Source organism: Pararhizobium sp. DWP1-1-3, from assembly GCF_049896125.1.
Taxonomy (GTDB): domain Bacteria; phylum Pseudomonadota; class Alphaproteobacteria; order Rhizobiales; family Rhizobiaceae; genus Pararhizobium.
On sequence record NZ_JAFCTR010000006.1, the window covers coordinates 32,776 to 49,162 of the forward strand.

General features: G+C 60.3%; 13 protein-coding genes. 3 read left to right on the forward strand and 10 right to left on the reverse strand.

Translation table 11 applies throughout. The features are described 5' to 3' along the window. The first annotated feature begins 18 nt into the window (after positions 1-18). On the forward strand, positions 19-696 hold the full coding sequence (locus ACP7BS_RS14325) for a class I SAM-dependent methyltransferase (protein WP_426238638.1): 678 nt from the start codon (positions 19-21) through the stop codon (positions 694-696). 7 nt (positions 697-703) lie between these two features. On the opposite strand, the gene ACP7BS_RS14330 is transcribed toward ACP7BS_RS14325, so the two are convergent. The 8 genes from ACP7BS_RS14330 to ACP7BS_RS14365 form a co-directional block, all read right to left on the reverse strand. Then, positions 704-1,849 (reverse strand): glycosyltransferase family protein, encoded by a 1,146-nt coding sequence (locus tag ACP7BS_RS14330; RefSeq protein WP_426238639.1) that lies wholly within the window; start codon positions 1,847-1,849, stop codon positions 704-706. Further along, the gene (locus tag ACP7BS_RS14335; RefSeq protein ID WP_426238640.1) at positions 1,846-3,093 is read right to left on the reverse strand and encodes a glycosyltransferase; all 1,248 of its coding nucleotides are present in this window, start codon (positions 3,091-3,093) and stop codon (positions 1,846-1,848) included. The genes ACP7BS_RS14330 and ACP7BS_RS14335 overlap by 4 nt, the downstream gene beginning before the upstream one ends. After that, a complete protein-coding gene (locus ACP7BS_RS14340) occupies positions 3,090-4,310 on the reverse strand; it encodes a glycosyltransferase family protein (RefSeq protein ID WP_426232696.1) in 1,221 nt (406 codons plus the stop codon). Before ACP7BS_RS14340 ends, ACP7BS_RS14335 begins: the two co-directional genes overlap by 4 nt. 72 nt (positions 4,311-4,382) lie before the next feature. After that, positions 4,383-5,558: an ABC transporter permease gene (locus ACP7BS_RS14345; protein ID WP_426238641.1), complete on the reverse strand. Its 1,176-nt coding sequence runs from the start codon at positions 5,556-5,558 to the stop codon at positions 4,383-4,385. After that, entirely contained in the window at positions 5,555-6,553 is a 999-nt protein-coding gene (locus tag ACP7BS_RS14350; protein ID WP_426232699.1) for an ABC transporter permease, read from the reverse strand. The genes ACP7BS_RS14345 and ACP7BS_RS14350 overlap by 4 nt, the downstream gene beginning before the upstream one ends. Before the next feature lie 2 nt (positions 6,554-6,555). Next, a complete protein-coding gene (locus tag ACP7BS_RS14355; RefSeq protein WP_426232701.1) occupies positions 6,556-8,457 on the reverse strand; it encodes an ABC transporter substrate-binding protein in 1,902 nt (633 codons plus the stop codon). After that, positions 8,454-10,355, reverse strand: coding sequence for an ABC transporter ATP-binding protein (locus tag ACP7BS_RS14360; protein WP_426238642.1), 1,902 nt, complete (start codon positions 10,353-10,355; stop codon positions 8,454-8,456). Before ACP7BS_RS14360 ends, ACP7BS_RS14355 begins: the two co-directional genes overlap by 4 nt. Positions 10,356-10,612: 257 nt before the next feature. Then, positions 10,613-11,962 (reverse strand): adenylate/guanylate cyclase domain-containing protein, encoded by a 1,350-nt coding sequence (locus ACP7BS_RS14365; RefSeq protein WP_426238643.1) that lies wholly within the window; start codon positions 11,960-11,962, stop codon positions 10,613-10,615. 264 nt (positions 11,963-12,226) lie between these two features. Between ACP7BS_RS14365 and ACP7BS_RS14370 the strand changes: the two genes are divergently transcribed. After that, a complete protein-coding gene (locus ACP7BS_RS14370) occupies positions 12,227-13,570 on the forward strand; it encodes a nucleotide sugar dehydrogenase (RefSeq protein WP_426238644.1) in 1,344 nt (447 codons plus the stop codon). A 6-nt stretch (positions 13,571-13,576) separates the two neighbouring features. On the opposite strand, the gene ACP7BS_RS14375 is transcribed toward ACP7BS_RS14370, so the two are convergent. After that, a complete protein-coding gene (locus tag ACP7BS_RS14375; protein WP_426238645.1) occupies positions 13,577-14,755 on the reverse strand; it encodes a DUF3095 domain-containing protein in 1,179 nt (392 codons plus the stop codon). 199 nt (positions 14,756-14,954) lie between these two features. On the opposite strand from ACP7BS_RS14375, the gene ACP7BS_RS14380 reads away from it, so the two are divergent. Continuing rightward, positions 14,955-15,437 (forward strand): class I SAM-dependent methyltransferase, encoded by a 483-nt coding sequence (locus ACP7BS_RS14380; RefSeq protein ID WP_426238646.1) that lies wholly within the window; start codon positions 14,955-14,957, stop codon positions 15,435-15,437. Between the two features lie 35 nt (positions 15,438-15,472). Here ACP7BS_RS14380 and ACP7BS_RS14385 read toward each other — a convergent pair whose 3' ends face one another. Next, entirely contained in the window at positions 15,473-16,336 is an 864-nt protein-coding gene (locus tag ACP7BS_RS14385; protein WP_426232712.1) for an FkbM family methyltransferase, read from the reverse strand. Between the last annotated feature and the right edge of the window lie 51 nt (positions 16,337-16,387).

Genomic DNA, 16,387 nt, shown 5'->3' on the forward strand with positions numbered 1-16,387 from the left:
CCAGACTACAACACGCGCATGATGAAAACCACCCGAGCAAACGAAGCAAACACAACAGATTGGCACGAGAGTGCCTTCGATATTATCCGCGGTCTGTCCGCCTATACGGGAAGCTCTCTGATAGAAGGCCTTGCGAAAGTGATCGCCAAATATCCGGATGCGGACCTCGGCACGGCCTTCAACCACAAGCAGGTTGGAAGCAAGATATGGGCACGTGAAAAGCTGTTTGAAAGCCATGGCGGAAAATATAAACACATCGTCCTGCTCGGTGGCTGGTACGGCGTGCTTCCGGCCATGTGTTTCGATGACAGCCGTTTCGACATCGACCTGTTCGAGAGCATCGACATCGACCCGCAAGTCGGCGAAATTGCCGAAACGCTGAATGCCAAGGCAGGTGAGCGTTTTCGCACGGTAACGCAGGATATGTATGCGCTGGATTACAGTACCCTCGGTGCCGATCTGGTCATCAATACCAGCTGCGAGCATATTGCCGATCTGCCGGGGTGGCTTGCGCTCTTGCCGCGCGGCACACAGGTTCTGTTGCAGTCGAACGACTATTTCAGCGAACCGACCCACATCAACTGCGTGCCGTCGCTGGAAGCCTTCAAGGAGCAGACATCGCTCAGGCATCTGGCTTTTGCCGGATCGCTGAAGATGAAGAAATACACCCGTTTCATGGTGATCGGCACGGTTTGATCCGTGATCAGATCAGTCCGCGCAAGATTTCGGCGGTGCGATGGGCTCCGTCGAGATCGAGGCTGTGGGGCGGGCGGTCCGTTGCTGCGAGCGCTGTTTCGATTGCCCGCGTCATGCTGTTGGCCGACAGATCGTCTTCCGTCAGCACATGCGCCAGTCCAAGCTTCTCAAGACGCTCGGCCCGAGCCGTCTGCTCTGTTTCACCACCGGCGGTGAAGGGGATGAGCAGGGCATGGCAGCCGGCGCGCAGAATATCGCACACCGTGTTGTAGCCGGCCTGCGAAATGGACAACCGCGCGCCAGCCAATAGGCTCGCGAAATCCGAACGGAAGCGGGTGACGCTGACATGGGCGGGCGCGTCGGCCGAAATCGCATCGAAATCGGACTGCGGCAGGTTGGGGCCGGTGATCAGCGCCCAGGACAACGGCTTGCCGATCCTCTTTGCCGCTTCCAGTGCTGCGCGGATCAAGGCATTGCCGACGGCGCCACCACCGGCCGAGACGATGACGTCGAAGCGGTCGGTTGGCTGCTGAGGGGCCGGGGCTGCCACCAGCCCGGTATAGATCACTTTATCGACGATATCGGCGGCCAGCGGAAACGTATCTTCCAAACGGGCGAAGTCCGGGTCGCCATGAACCAGTACCCGGTCGAAATATTTTTTTATGAGCGCAACGGTTTCCTCGTCGCGGCCCGGCTTGGAGCGCTCCTGCAGGATATCGCGCAGCGAGGTGACGACCAGCGGCTTGTCATCCATCGCCGCGAGCGCCTCAAGCAGCGGCAGAAGTTCGAAACGGACCTGGCGGCGGCCGAAGGGAAAGGCTTCGATGATGACGATATCGGGCTGACTTTGGTGAAAGGCAGCAAGTAGCCGTTCCTTGCGATTGTCCTTGAAGGCGTCATCGACCGGATTGCCGTCTATATCGGCGAGGCCTGAAAAACCGGCATCACCGGCGGTGATCGGCGGCAGGGCGACGTGATGGACGAGCGGGCCGGGAAACCCGGTGACTGGTGTGCCGCCTGTGACGACGGTCACATCGAAACCGTCTTCTGCCAGCGCGCGGGCGATGCGGCTTGCACGGGCAAGATGGCCAATACCCAGCAGGTGCTGGACGTAGAAAAAGGCGCGGGGGGCTGTGGGCTGGCTATCGGTCATTGCACACTCCGCCATTCACTCTCGAACAGGCCTTTCAGCTGGCGGATGCTGGTTTGATGATCGAAATGGCCGCGCACCTTGCGTTCGGCCGCTTCTCCAAGCTGCTTGCGCAGGGCCGGATCGCGGATGGCCTTTTCAAGCGCTGCGGCCAGCGCCTGCGGGTCTTCCGGCGGGACGACAAAGCCGTTTTCGCCGTCGGCGAGAAGCTCGGGTATGCCGGAAATATTCGTCGATAGGCAGACCAGCGCCTGGCTCGACGCCTCGACAATCACGTTCGGCAAGCCATCGCGGTCGCCATCGGCGGTGATGCGGCAAGCCAGCGCGAAGATATTGGCATCGCGATACTGTTGCAGCACTTCGGTTTGCGACAGCGATCCATGCCAGACGATTTTCTCTGCGATACCCAGCTCCGATGCCAACGCCTGCAGTGTCTTCAACAGATCGCCGCCGCCGATATGCACGAAACGCCAGTGGAGATCGGCAGGCAGAAGGCTCAGCGCCCGCAGCAGGATATCGAAGCCTTTCTTCTCGACTGCGCGGCCGACGCTGACGACGGTGACAGGGTGAGCCGGATCCGATCCGTCGGAGGCTTGGCGGTTGCCCTCGAACGGGCCGAAACGGCTGAGGTCGAGGCCGTGATAGCTGAGATGCACATGCGGCTTGCCGCCGGCAAGGTGGCGCAGGTGCTCAAAGCCGGTCCGCGTGCAGGTCACGGTCCAGCGGGTGCTGGCGAGTTTGCCGGCCAGCTCCCATTCCGGCGACGTCCAGATGTCCTTGGCATGAGCCGAGCAGGTCCAGCCGATGCCGGTGATCATGCTGGCATAGCGGGCGACGGAGGCCGGCGTGTGGATGAAATGCGCATGCAGCCATTCGCCGCCCTTTGGCCATTCGGTCGATAGCACCATCGCCTGGCCGAAGCGGCGAACCCGGTTGCGGGTCGGGTCGCGCCAGAGATCACTGAAGAATGCAGGCAAAGCGCGCCAGAAGCCCGGCTTGGGCAGGCAGCGGAGAAGCGCTCGAGCAACCCGGGCCGGCTCCTCGTGCAGATATTCCGGCAGGTAATGGACCGGCGCCTTGATTTCGTCATGGATGGGATGGCGCTTCTTGTCTGTCGGCTTGCGGAGCGCCACCAGTTCGAGGTCGAAGCCTGCCCGTTCCAGCCCAAGCAGTTCCTGGGCGATGAAGGTTTCCGACAGGCGCGGATATCCCTTCAGCACCACGACGATCTTGCGGCGCTCCGTCAATTCTGGCTCGATCCCTTGACGACCGTCAGGTGCTCGCGGTTGCGGCGGCCGAGCCATTCCCCGACGATCTGCGATATGTTCGCCAGGCCTTCGAGCGTCATGCCCTTGGCGCTCTTGGAGGGCGGGTCGCGATCCGGCAGTGCCTTCAGTGCGGCCGCAAAGCGCATGGGGTCGGCTGCTTCCTCCGGCAGAAGCATGTCGATCAGTCCAAGTTCTGCGGCGCGGCTGGCCCTAATAAGCTGCTCTTCGCGCGGCATCACTCTGGGAACAATCAATGCCGGTTTATCGAAGGACAGGATTTCGCAATAGGTGTTGTAGCCACCCATCGCCACAACGGCCTTTGCGCCGGCGATCAGTTCTTCCATGCGGTTGTCGAATTCGATCACCTCGAGATAGGGGATCTTCGCGCATTTCATCAGCAGCTTGTGGCGCTGCTTGACCGGCATATAGGGGCCAAGCACGATCAGCGACTTGTGCGTCAGGGTCGGGTCTTCCTGGTAGGCATCGACGACATCGTGGATCAGATCGGAGCCGTCGCCGCCGCCGCCGGTGGTGATCAGAATATAGTCGCCCTTCGGCTTGTGTTCGGATTCGACATCCTGGGAGACGCTTCTCTGCAGGAAGCCGACGAAATCCATCTTGGCACGCACGGCAGGGGGCACGTCGAGGCCGACCAGGGGATCGTAGAAATCCGGCGGGCCATAGACCCAGACGCTGTCGTAGAACTGGCCGATCTTGCGCATCACGTCGTTGCGCTTCCATTCCGCATCAAGTAGATGCGGCGCGTCCATGACCTCGCGCAGGCCGAGAACCAAGGTGGTTCCCTGTTTTTTCAGATAGGCGAGCGTCTCTTCGACTTCACCCTGAAGGCCCATCGGTTCCTTGTCGACGATGAAGATGTCAGGCTGGAAGGTCTCCGCCGTGTGGCGGATGATCGACCGGCGCATCTTCATCGTTTCGTGCAGGTCGATATGCCTGTCCATCGATGTGTATTCGCCGTTGCGCAGCTTGATGACGCTGGGGATCTTCACGAAATCGACGCGCGCCCGGTAGTCGAAGGCCCCGGCAATGGTCGCACCGGAGATGATCAGGATATTGACGCCGCGATAATCCTCGACCAGCGAGTGCGCGATTGTCCGGCACCGCCTGAGATGGCCAAGGCCGAACGTGTCGTGGCTGTACATCAGGATGCGGGCGTCTTCGATCCGGCGGGTCATGAGCGAAGCCTCTTGTCTCCCATGGCGTTGCCAATCTCCGCAAGGAGTGTCCTTAGCATATCGGTATCCACTTCACTTATACGGATCGGCAGCATCGCGCAGCCCGTCGCCCAGGAAATTGAACGCCAGAATCACGAGAATGACCGGAATGGTTGGAAACAATAGCCAGGGATAAAAAGCAATGACGCTGACGCTGCGGGCTTCGGTCAGAAGAATGCCCCAGCTGGTGATCGGCGGGCGAAGGCCAAGCCCGAGGAAGCTCAACGCCGTCTCGCCGAGGATCATGCCGGGAACAGCCAAGGTCGCCGTTGCGATCAGATGCGACATGAACCCGGGCACGAGGTGACGGCCGATGATGCGTCCCGAGCCAGCGCCCATCAACTGGGCCGCCTGCACATAGTCCTCTTCGCGCAGCGCCAAAAGCTTGGAGCGCACAGCGCGCGCAAGTCCTGTCCAGTCGAGCAGGCCAAGAATGGCGGTTATCCCCAGATAGATCAGGATCGGACTCCAGGTGACCGGCATGATGGCCGCAAGCGCCATCCATAGCGGAATGCTCGGTATCGATTGCAGCACCTCGATGATGCGCTGGGTGATAAGGTCGAAGATGCCGCCGTGATAACCCGCCAGCCCGCCGATGGTGATGCCCAGCACGAAGCTCATGGTGATGCCGAGCAGACCGATGGTCAAGGATATCCTCGCTCCGTAAAGGATACGTGACAGCACGTCGCGGCCGAGGCGGTCGCTACCCAGCAGGAACAGTTGTCCGTCCTTGGCGGGGCAGGCCAGATGGACGTTGGTCTCGACGAGCCCCCAGAATTTATAGCCATCGCCGCGGCAGAAGAAGCGGATCGGTTCGATCTTGTCGGGTTGCTCGGTGTAGATCCGGCGCAGCGTATCCATGTCGAGCGTCATCGTACGGCCATAGACAAACGGCCCGACAAATTTTCCGTCGTGGAACAGATGGACGCTTTGCGGCGGCGAATGGATGAAGTCGACGTTGCGGGTGTGCAGATTGTAGGGTGCCAGGAACTCGACGATGGCAATGGTCGCGTAGAGGAAGACAAGGAAATACAAGGAAAACAGCGCAAGCCGGTGTTTCTTGAATTTCCACCACATCAGCCGCAGTTGCGAGGCCTGATAGATCTTCGACTGCTCCTCCGTCATCACATCGACGGAATGCGGATCGAACGGTGCCGTCGAAACGTAGTGTGAAAGCGGCTCGCCGGATTGGGGAAGGGATACCGTCACTTGGTGCTACCGCCTTGCAGTCTGATGCGCGGGTCGAGGAATGCGAGCGCGATGTCGGAAATCAGCACGCCGATCACGGTGAGGAATGCCAGGAACATCAGGAACGAGCCGGCCAGGTACATATCCTGACTTTGCAACGCTTTTATCAGCATCGGTCCCGTCGTTTCGAGCGAAAGCACGATGGCCGTGATTTCGGCCCCGGAAATGATGGCCGGCAGGATCGAGCCGATATCCGAGATGAAGAAGTTGAGTGCCATGCGCAGCGGATATTTGACCAATGCCCGGAACGGATGCAAGCCCTTGGCGCGGGCGGTCACGACATATTGTTTTTGAAGTTCGTCGAGCAGGTTGGCGCGCAGGCGGCGGATCATGCCGGCCGTACCCGCCGTACCGACGATCAGCACGGGTATCCACAAGTGTTCGAGAATGGACTTCGCCTTCTCCCAGCTCATCGGTTCGGAAAGGTATTTCTGGTCCATCAGGTGGCCGATCGAGGTGCCGAACCAGATATTGGCGAAATACATCAGGATCAGCGCGAACATGAAGTTCGGAATAGCGATGCCGATCAGGCCGACAAATGTCAGGCCGTAGTCACCCCAGCTGTATTGATGGGTGGCGGAATAGATGCCGATCGGGAAGGCAATCAGCCAGGTGAACAGGATGGTGACGAAGGAGACCAGAACCGTCAGCCAGAGACGGTCGCCGACCACTTCATTGACCGGCAGCTGATATTCGAACGAATAGCCGTAATCGCCCTGCAGCAAGCCCGCGGCCCAATGGAAGTAGCGTATCACCGGTGGCTGATCGAAGCCGTACTCCTTGCGCAGCGCATCGATCTCAGCGGTGTCCACGGCTTCGCCCTGGGCGCGCAGTTCGGCAATATAGCTCTCGAAATAATCGCCAGGCGGCAATTCGATGATCGTGAACACCAGCGCGGAGATGATCACGAGCGTCGGGATCATCGCCAGGATACGCCAGAAAATGTAACGCACCATGCTCAGCTAACCTCTTCGCTGTACCAGAACGTATCTGGCATGTAGACCCCGAGATAGCAGGTCGGGTCGAAGCCGTAGAGGCCTTTTTCGGGAATATTTTGAATATGGGCAGAATGCATGACCGGCTGCAATGTTGCGTTGACGATGCCGATCGAAAAGACATTCTGCGTATAGATTGCCAGCATTTCGTGCCAGATGCGTGTCCGTTCCGCCGTATCGACCGTCTTTCGCCATTGCTTGACCAGATCGATCAGCTTGATCGCTTCAGGCAATTCCGGCGCAGCTCCGTTTTGCCCGATGGACAGATAATACATGCCCCAGACGGGCCATTGAAACTGGTCGTCTCTGCTCGGGGCAAGATCGCCGGGGTTCATATCGGCTGTGGGCACCCCATTTTCGATGCCCGACCACATCGACATCATAATCTCGCCACTCATCGTGCGGCTGCTGAAAACGTCGCGTTGCGAGGTCTTGATAAAGAGCGCCAAACCGATTTTTGCCCAATGGTCCTTGACCAGTTCGAGCACATCGGTCTCAAGGGTACTCTCGCCAGCGGTCTCGACAACGATCTGCGCTTCCCGCCCGTCGGGCAGGAGCCGTATGCCATCGCTGTTGCGTTGCGTCAGGCCGACCTCGTCGAGGAGCCTGTTTGCCTGATCCGGATCATGGCTTGCCCAAGCGGCCGCATATTCCGGCTTGAACAGCGGGCTCTCCTCCAGGATCGTGTCGGCGCTTTCCTTGGCAAGCCCGTAGAAGCTGACCATGTTGATTTCGTGCCGGTCGATCGCCAGCGACAGGGCGCGACGGACCCGCACGTCCCAGAACAGGTCGCGCCACACCTTGTCGCTGCAATTGAGATTGGGCAAGAGGGCAAGACGGGAGCCTTGTGTCCTTTTCCAAAGATTGACCTTCACCGGATAGCGTTTTTCGGCATCCTTGAAGAAGGCGTAATCGGAGAAATCGACGCCGGTGGACTGCAGGTCGGTTTCGCCGGCGCCGGTCTTGGCGGCGATGATCTCCGACGAGCTGATATTGAGCAGCCAGCGGTCGATATAGGGTAGTTGCAGGCCGTTTTCGTCGATCCTGTGGAAGAATGGATTGCGTTCGAACACGAATTGCTCGGCCGGTGGCGCGGTGCGCGGAATCCAGGGGTCCAGCGACGGCAGGTCGGGATTTTCAGGACGGTACTGACGCGACATCTTGATGTGAAGATCGGCCCATTTCTTGACGCGATACTGTTTCATCAGCGCCGACAGGCGGAAATCGTCCTGATACTTCTTGTGGAAGTGCCGCATATAGGCCGACGGCATCAGGATGACGACCGGCGAGGCGGCGGCAAGGCCCGGAAGGAAGTCCGGATTAGGGGTCTTCCAGGTGTAGCGGACGGTCAGCTCGTCGATGATCTCGAATGCCGGCCCTTCGCCGTCGGCGAGAAGCTCGCGCTGGATGCCGCCCTTGCGCAGATCCTTGTTGAGGATGACGTCTTCCCAGGTATAGCGGAAATCTTCAGACGTCAGGTAGCTGCCGTTCGACCAGCGGTGGCCGTCACGGATCTTGAAGGTGAAAATCCGGCCTTCCTGAACGTCGAAACTCTCCAGGATGTCGGGTTGGAACTGCAGGCCTTCGGTATAGCCGACCAGACGGGCATAGCCGTTGATCGTCATCATCCGGATGTCCTTCTGGCTGCCGATCAGCATGCGGGCAGTGCCGCCATATTTTCCGGGCCGCCGGCCCATGGCGGCGAGATTGACCCGCCGTGGGTTTTTCGGCAGGCGGTCGGGCAGATCAGGCAGGGCCTGAGCCCGCAGGTAGGGCCGCAGGAAAGGCGGCTCCGGGGTCGCCCGCGCGATGCCGGGCATCAGAGCGGTGGCAAGCAGGCCAAGGGTAGTGCGTCGTGTGATCATGATACGAGCTCCCTGACATCGGCGGTTTTTCGCGCCAGAACAAGATGGCCATTGCCGAGGTCTGCCGTCCCCAGCACATCTGTCTCGCCATCATCGGAAAAATGCTTGCCCCAGCTGCGCTTGTCGGCAGCGCCGCTTGGGTTGAGCATGGAAAAATCAAGCGGCCGGTCGAGATCGGGGAAGGGCACGGCGGCGAGCAGCGATTTCGTATAGGGGTGAACGGGCGCTTCCATCAGCGTCTCGCGCGGGGCGATTTCCACAATGCGGCCGCCGCACATCACTGCGATCCGGTCGGCCATGTAATCGACAACGGCCAGGTTGTGCGAGATGAACAGATAGGTAAGCCCCAGTTCCTTCTGCAGATCCTTGAGCAGGTTGAGGATCTGTGCCTGAACCGACACATCGAGTGCCGACACGGGTTCGTCGCAGATCAACAGGTCCGGTCCAAGTGCCAGCGCTCTGGCAATGCCGATGCGCTGGCGCTGGCCGCCGGAAAAACTATGCGGATAGCGATTGAGGTGGCGTTCGTTGAGGCCGATTGCCTTGAGCAGGGCCGTCACCGTCTCGACACGCGACTTGCCGTTGCCGCGTCCATGGATTTCCAGCGGTTCGCTCAGGATGTTCTGCACCGTCATGCGAGGCGACAGCGAGGAAACGGGATCCTGGAACACCATCTGGACCTTGGTGCGCAGGTCCAGCAATCCGGAACCTTCAGCGTTCAGCACGTCGATCGGGCCGCCGCTGCTGTTGAGCATCACCGCGCCCGTGTCGGGCGTGACGGCGCGCATCAGGATCTTGCTGAGCGTGGTCTTGCCGCAGCCGCTTTCGCCCACCAGTCCAAGACATTCGCCGCGCATGATATCGAAGCTGACGCCGTCGACCGCCTTGGTTGCGGGGGACGTATCCTTGCTCAGCCAGCTCGATTTGCGGGTGGTGAAGGTCTTGCTGATATTTCGCACCGACAGCAGGACTTCCGGCTTCAGGGCTTCGTCGGCTGCGACGATCGTCTTTTTTCCGAGCAGGCTGCTGGTGTTGACCGGAACCTCGCGCAGCGCCTTCAAGCGTTCGCCGGGCTTCATGTCGAAATGCGGAACGGCGGCCATCAGGCCCTTGAGGTAGGGATGCGAGGGATTGCGGAAAATCGCCTCGACCGGGCCTGCCTCCATGATCTCGCCGTGATAGATCACGACAACCTCGTCTGCGACATTGGCGACGACGCCGAGATCATGGGTAATCAACAGCATCGCCATGTTCAGCTTGGTCTGCAGTCCACGCAGCAATTGCAGGATCTGCGCCTGGATGGTCACGTCAAGCGCGGTCGTCGGCTCGTCGGCGATCAGAAGCGAAGGATTGCAGATCAGCGCCATGGCGATCATGGCGCGCTGGCGCATGCCGCCCGACAGTTCGAAAGGATACATGTCGTAAGCGCGCGCCGGCTTCTGGAAGCCGACCAGGCCGAGCATTTCTTCGGTGCGTTCGCGCCGCTCGCGGCTGGACATGGGGCTATGGATTTTCAGGGATTCGCTGATCTGGTTGCCGATCGTGTGCAGCGGCGACAGCGAGGTCATCGGCTCCTGGAATATCTTGCCGATGCGGTTGCCGCGCAGATTGCGGATTTCCCGTCCATCGCGGGGCATGGCCAGAAGATCGACCGGCTGCTCGCCATGGGCCGGATCGCAAAACAGGATGCGGCCGCTACATGCAGCCGTCTTCGGCAGGATGCCCATCACCGCCTGGCTGATCACGGATTTTCCCGAGCCTGACTCGCCGACCAGCGCAGTCACCTTGCCTGGCAGGACGCGCAGGCTGGCATTGCGCACGGCATCGATCTGCCCACCGAGCATCGCGAACGAGATACTCAAATTCTCGATCCGCAGCAGGTCCGCGCCTGATTTCATGCCAGCCAGTGTCCTTGTTTCATGGCGGCCCGCGATCTTGCGGAGCGCGCTTCCGGGTTGACGCCCGGTTCCTCGTAAAAGGAGACTATCCCACGGAAATTGACGTGTCCATGACCTTCGGCCGGTAAAGTTCGCACGGATATACTCGCGGCGGCGGCCGGCCGGCGCGATCGGGAAATGTCAATCATTCGAGCGGGATGGTTCTGTTCTCTGTCCCGCCGGTCAATCGCTGCGGATATGCGTCCAATGGGCGATCTTTACTGCAGCAGTTTGTTCCACAGCAGGTCGCGCGGTTGCGGTTTCTTGCTGTTACGATACAGCAGCATGACCTGCTCTGCCTCGGATCGCGTTGCCATCGCGTCGTTGCGAATGGTCTCGCCATCATCGAGTTTCATATTATCCTCACCCGGCAGAAGCACGGTGACTTTCTGGCCCACGCCGCGCAGTTTCTCCTGGCCGAGTTTTACCCAGTCGCCGCCGCAATAGGTGGCAAAGGCCTGGCTCGCGACGATCGGCTGGGTGTATTTCTTGGTCAGCTCCTGCAGCCGTTCGACTTCGTTGACGGCAGCGCCGAAGGCTGAGAATGTCAGCCGGTCGTTGAGACCGACATTGCCGAACATGACATTGCCGACGTGCAATCCGATGCCGTAGCGGACTTCGGGTAAGTCCTTCTTCTGACGGCCGGCATTGAGTTCGGCCATGTGCGCAGCCGCCTGGCGGACGGCAGCCATCGCCGCAAGGGCTGCGACCTGTGACGGCTCGCGATGGCGGCCGCAGGGATAGACGGCAAGAAAGCCGTCGCCGACGAAACTCAGGATTTCACCGCCGTTACGGCTGAACGGGGTGGCGATCGCATCGAAGAACTGGTTGAGCGTATCGATATAGACCTGCCGGCCCTCCTTTTCCGCAAGCACGGTCGACTGGCGCATGTCGGCCATGACCAGGGCTGCCCGGATGGTTTCACCATCGCCGCGCCGGGTCTGGCCGGACAGCACCCGCTTGCCGGCGTTGGCGCCGAGATAGGTGGTCAGCATATTGTCGGCGAGCTTGCCGAGAACGGCCATCTTTGCAGCAACGGCCAGATTGTTCTGGATGCGCAGCAGTGCCTCGATCACATTGTCGCCGAACCCACCATGGGCATCGGTGGACCAGGAGCCGATCATGCCCTGACCGGAGGTTTCGCCGAAAGACTGGACGAAGGCGAGATAGTCGGTGACGCCCATTTCCTTCAGCTCGTCGAAAATCGGGAATTCGGAAGGACCCGTGGGGTCGATCTGACGGCGCATGTACTCAAGATTGTTGCTCAGCAGATAATAGTAGGGGCTGAGCAGAAACCGGTCCGGCTTATCGTCGGTCGGGTCGGTACGATAGCCCTCGACGGTCACGCCCTGGCCACGCAGCCAGGTGAAACCCAACGCGTCGTAGAGGGGATGCAGCATCGAAAAACTCAGGTGGACGCGATTGAGCGGCAGGCCGGAGGCAGCCAATCTTTCACAAAAACCGGTCACGACGGTCTCCAGCGTTTCGCCGTTGAGGGCGGCTTGCTGCAGCCAGTGCGATACGCGGTCCAAAAGGTGAGTTGAAACGGTGGTTGTATTGATGTTCATCGCGTGGCGTGTCGCTTTCTCAACGAAATCCCGGTGATGGCCGGATGTCCGGTCTGCGTCTCGATAGGTCAGGCGTTTGCACCCTCTGCATATAAGAGGTGAAAACGGCAAAAACAGATTGAAAGGCGGCAACAACCGTAGATTTGTTCCGGCGGCGGCAAAAGGCGTGACTGGCACGGTCCTTGACTTCAGGCAAATTAATCCTCAACTGACCGGCATCCGCAAAGGCGCCGTCGCGCGTCACGATCAGTCGAGAACACGCATTTGACCGTCCATTCTTCCGTGAGCGAGGCTCTCCTTTCGAAGATCGCAGATTGTAGCGCCCGTGCCGGCGTGATCGGGCTCGGCTATGTCGGCCTGCCACTGGCGATCACCGCCGCCCGCAACGGCTTTACCGTCACCGGCTTTGATATCGACCCGCAGAAGATCGTCGCCATCGAGGCCGGACGCTCCTATATCGCCGCGGTTCCGGATGCTGTTTTGGCAACGGAGACGGCGGAAGGCCGTTTTCATGCCACAACCGATTTTGGCCAGCTTTCCGCCTGCGACGTCATCGTCATCTGCGTCCCAACGCCGCTGACCAAGCATCGCGACCCGGATCTGTCGTTCATCACCCGCACCTGCGACCGCATTGCCGAGACGCTGAAGCCCGGTCAGTTGATCGTGCTGGAATCGACCACCTATCCCGGCACGACGGATGAAGTCGTCCGGCCAATCCTGGAAAAGACCGGCCTCAAATCGGCGCGGGATTTCTTCCTTGGGTTCTCGCCGGAACGCGAGGATCCGGGCAACCGCGATTTCCATACGTCGAGCATCCCGAAGGTCGTGGCCGGTGACGGTGAGGCGGCCGCAGACCTGATGAAGGCGTTTTACGGCGCCGTCGTGCAGACGGTCGTGCCGGTTTCGTCACCGGCGACGGCCGAGGCGGTGAAGCTGACCGAGAACATTTTTCGCGCCGTCAACATCGCCCTCGTCAACGAGCTGAAGGTCGTCTACGAGGCGATGGGCATCGACATCTGGGAAGTGATCGATGCGGCCAAGACCAAGCCGTTCGGCTATATGCCGTTCTATCCCGGCCCCGGTCTCGGCGGCCATTGCATCCCGATCGATCCGTTTTATCTGACCTGGAAGTCGCGCGAATACGAATTGCCGACCCGTTTCATCGAGCTTGCCGGTGAAATCAATTCGGCGATGCCGAAGCACGTGGTCGGGCGGCTCGCCGAAGCGCTGGATATCCATCTCGGCAAGGCGCTTAGCCGGTCGAAGGTGCTGGTGATCGGTCTCGCCTACAAGAAGAACGTGCCGGATATCCGTGAAAGCCCGTCGCTGAAATTGATCGAACTGATCGAGGAGCGGGGCGGGCGGGCTGACTATCACGATCCGCATGTGACCGAGATTCCGAAGACACGCGAATACATGGCGTTGAAGGGGCGCATGTCACTGCCGCTGGACGAACAATCGGTCAAAGGCTTCGATGCCGTTCTGATTGCCACCGATCATGATGCGGTCGATTATGCCGCACTGGCCCGTTGGGCGCCGCTGATCGTCGATACACGCAACGCCTTTGCCCGGCGTGGCATCGACGGCGGCACGATCCTTAAGGCCTGACCGGTTTCAGGGCGTCGCAGCGATGGCGGTAGCCGCAGACATATGTTTCTTCATCCGGCTGGCGGCCATGGCGTAACCGCCGGACGCGCCATCGATGAAGTGCATGTGATCGCGGCTGAGCGGTGTCGGCACGATGCAGGTCATCAGCGCCGAATCCTGGCGGTGCAGGCCGAAGCGGCAGATGCCGGCACTTGCCGCAGCCTCAAGCCGGGCCTCGATCTGGCGGAACCTGTCCGGATCGACGTCGATGGTCATTTTCAGGCCATCGTCGAATTTGCGGAAATCCGTGTTGCGGGCAACATCCTGCCGGTAGGCCTTCGGGTCGAAACGGCCGAGCGTCAGGCCAAGACGATAGAGGCCGACCGTCAGCAGGTATTGCGCCAGGATGAACAGCCGATGGGTGAAACGTTTCCCCTTTGGCGCCGTTTTCGTTTCGGCCGACAGTCCCGCAGCCGACAGTCCGATCTGCGGCCCCTCGGCCGCAACGGGGTGCCCCTCCCGTTCTTCGCCGGCGGCGAGCGTGACGATGTCGGAAATCAGCTTCTGAAAAGCATCGGCGTTGCCTGTTCCAGCCGGAACGGCGATGATTGAAACAATGTCGCCATGGCGGGACTGGATCGGGTTCCATCGGCAGGAAAGGCCGACAAGGTCCGGCCGGGCACCCGGCTGCGCCGTGGGAACGGCAAACAGCCCCTCCTTCATCCGGGCCTCTGCCCAGCTGGAGCCGCCGCCGGCAAACATTGCGTAGGAGACGTCCGTATTGACCTGAAACCGGGCAACCCGGACTTCAAGTCCAGCTGCGATGACATCTGCAACCGGAACAAGGGCGGCGCGCAGCGTCAGCTGCAACTCTTCGCCGACCCAGGCTTGCACGGCCGAGAGCGCGTCGCGCGCCTTGTCCACGCCCGAGGGAGGAACCGCGACCATTGCGCCGTCGCCGCCGAAGACGAAGGGCAGATCGTTGTTTCCCAGCGCATTCAGGATGGCCGAGATGACACTGGCGCCGGCCATGTTGACCGCCTTGTAGCGCCCGGCCTCGATCGCGCCGGTGGAATCGACGATGTCTGCGGTCGCCAGCGCCCAATCTGCCGGCAATGCCCGGTAGTTGTCGCTGTTGGCGACGCCTTCGAATTCGACGAAGACCGGAAGCGCGGCGAAGAAAGTTTCACTGGAAAGCTGGCTCATGGCCGAAGGCTAACATATTCGCGCCGGGCAGGCGAAGCGGTTTGACGCCCGGTGACGGAAAAGCCCGGCAGAAACGGCATCATCACATTCCATCACAGATAGGAATTCGGCGCAAAATTCCCGCCGGCGCGGTCGACCCATCGCCGCCTCTCGTGTTAAGCGATGCAACCGGCATGATTTGAATGAATGGATGAAATAGATGAGTCGCCTTGATGGTTTTATCTCCCGCATGCACTCCCAGCGTGCTGTTCTCAACCATATCAAGGAGGCTTCGATGATCGCGCCGGAGGGCGTGATCCTGGAGATCGGGCTTGGCAACGGCCGGACCTACGACCATATCCGCGAACTGTTTCCAAACAACCGCATCATCGCTTTCGACCGGGCCGTCGGCTCGCATCCCGGCTCGACGCCGCCCGAAGCCGATCTTATCCTTGGCGACATCAAGGAGACGATTGCCCAGTTTTCCGGCCGGGACGTCGCGTTTGCGCATGCCGATATCGGTACGGCCTATCCGGAAAAGGATGCCAAGACCCTGACCTGGTTGCCGAGGTCGATCGCCGCAGCGTTAAAGACCGGCGGCGTTGCCGCAAGCGGGCTGCCGCTCGATCATCCCGATCTCGAGCCTCTGCCGCTGCCGGCCGGTGCCGATGCGGGCCGGACTTACTTCTACCGGAAACGCTGAACGGCTTGCCGGTCGCCCGCCTTGTTGGCGGGCGCTTAGGGCAGCAGCAAAACGTCGAACTGGTCCTGCCCGATGGGCAGGGCAGTGACCTTCATCTCGACCTGGCTGTCTTCGTAAAAGACGATGCAGTCCTCGTAGAAACCAGCCAGATAATCGACGAATGCTTGAGATCCCACTGGTCCATAAAAGACCGGCGAAAATTCCATGTAGAACGGCACGCGCCGTTGCAGCAGCGGTCGCATCGAGCGGGCAGCGACCGGCTCATAGCCCTCGATGTCCATCCAGACCAGCCCGACTTCTTCCTGTGCAACGCCGGCCTCAGTCAGCACTGCGGTGACAGGCTGGACCGGAACCTTGATCTCGATATCCCGGTCGCTCTGGCGAAGCGCACTGCTCTTGCCGTGATTGTCCCTGTGCATGAAGAAATCGAGCGTGCCTTGGCTTTCGCCCGCAGCGGTATTGATTGCGGTGATCTGCTCGCTCAATCCATTCTGGTCGATATTGGTGCGCAAAAGCTTGAAGTTGCGCGGATCCGGCTCGACAGTGACGATATGGCGAAACGCGTCACTCAGCGCGAAATAGACGGTCTGGGTGCCGATATTGCCGCCGAGTTCGAGAAGGACCTTTTCCGGTTGCAGCAGACTTCTTTGCCGTAGGACGGACAGCAGCCGCTCGACATTCTCGCGCTGGAAATGGCCCTTGCGGTAGATTTTCCGGCCGATGTAGTCATGCGGGGAAAAAGTCATCAGATGGTCGCCGCAATCGGCGGTCATAGACAGAATTTTCGGGCTGACGGCGTTGACGAGCATTTCGCGGCCGATACGGGTGGCGAGAAACCGCTTTGCCATGCGATTGCGCCATTTGCGCAACCGGCGCTTCCAGGATTTCGTCACTTGCATGCCTTGCCCGTCTCCATCGTGTGCTGATCTTGTTCAACACGAGATTGAGCG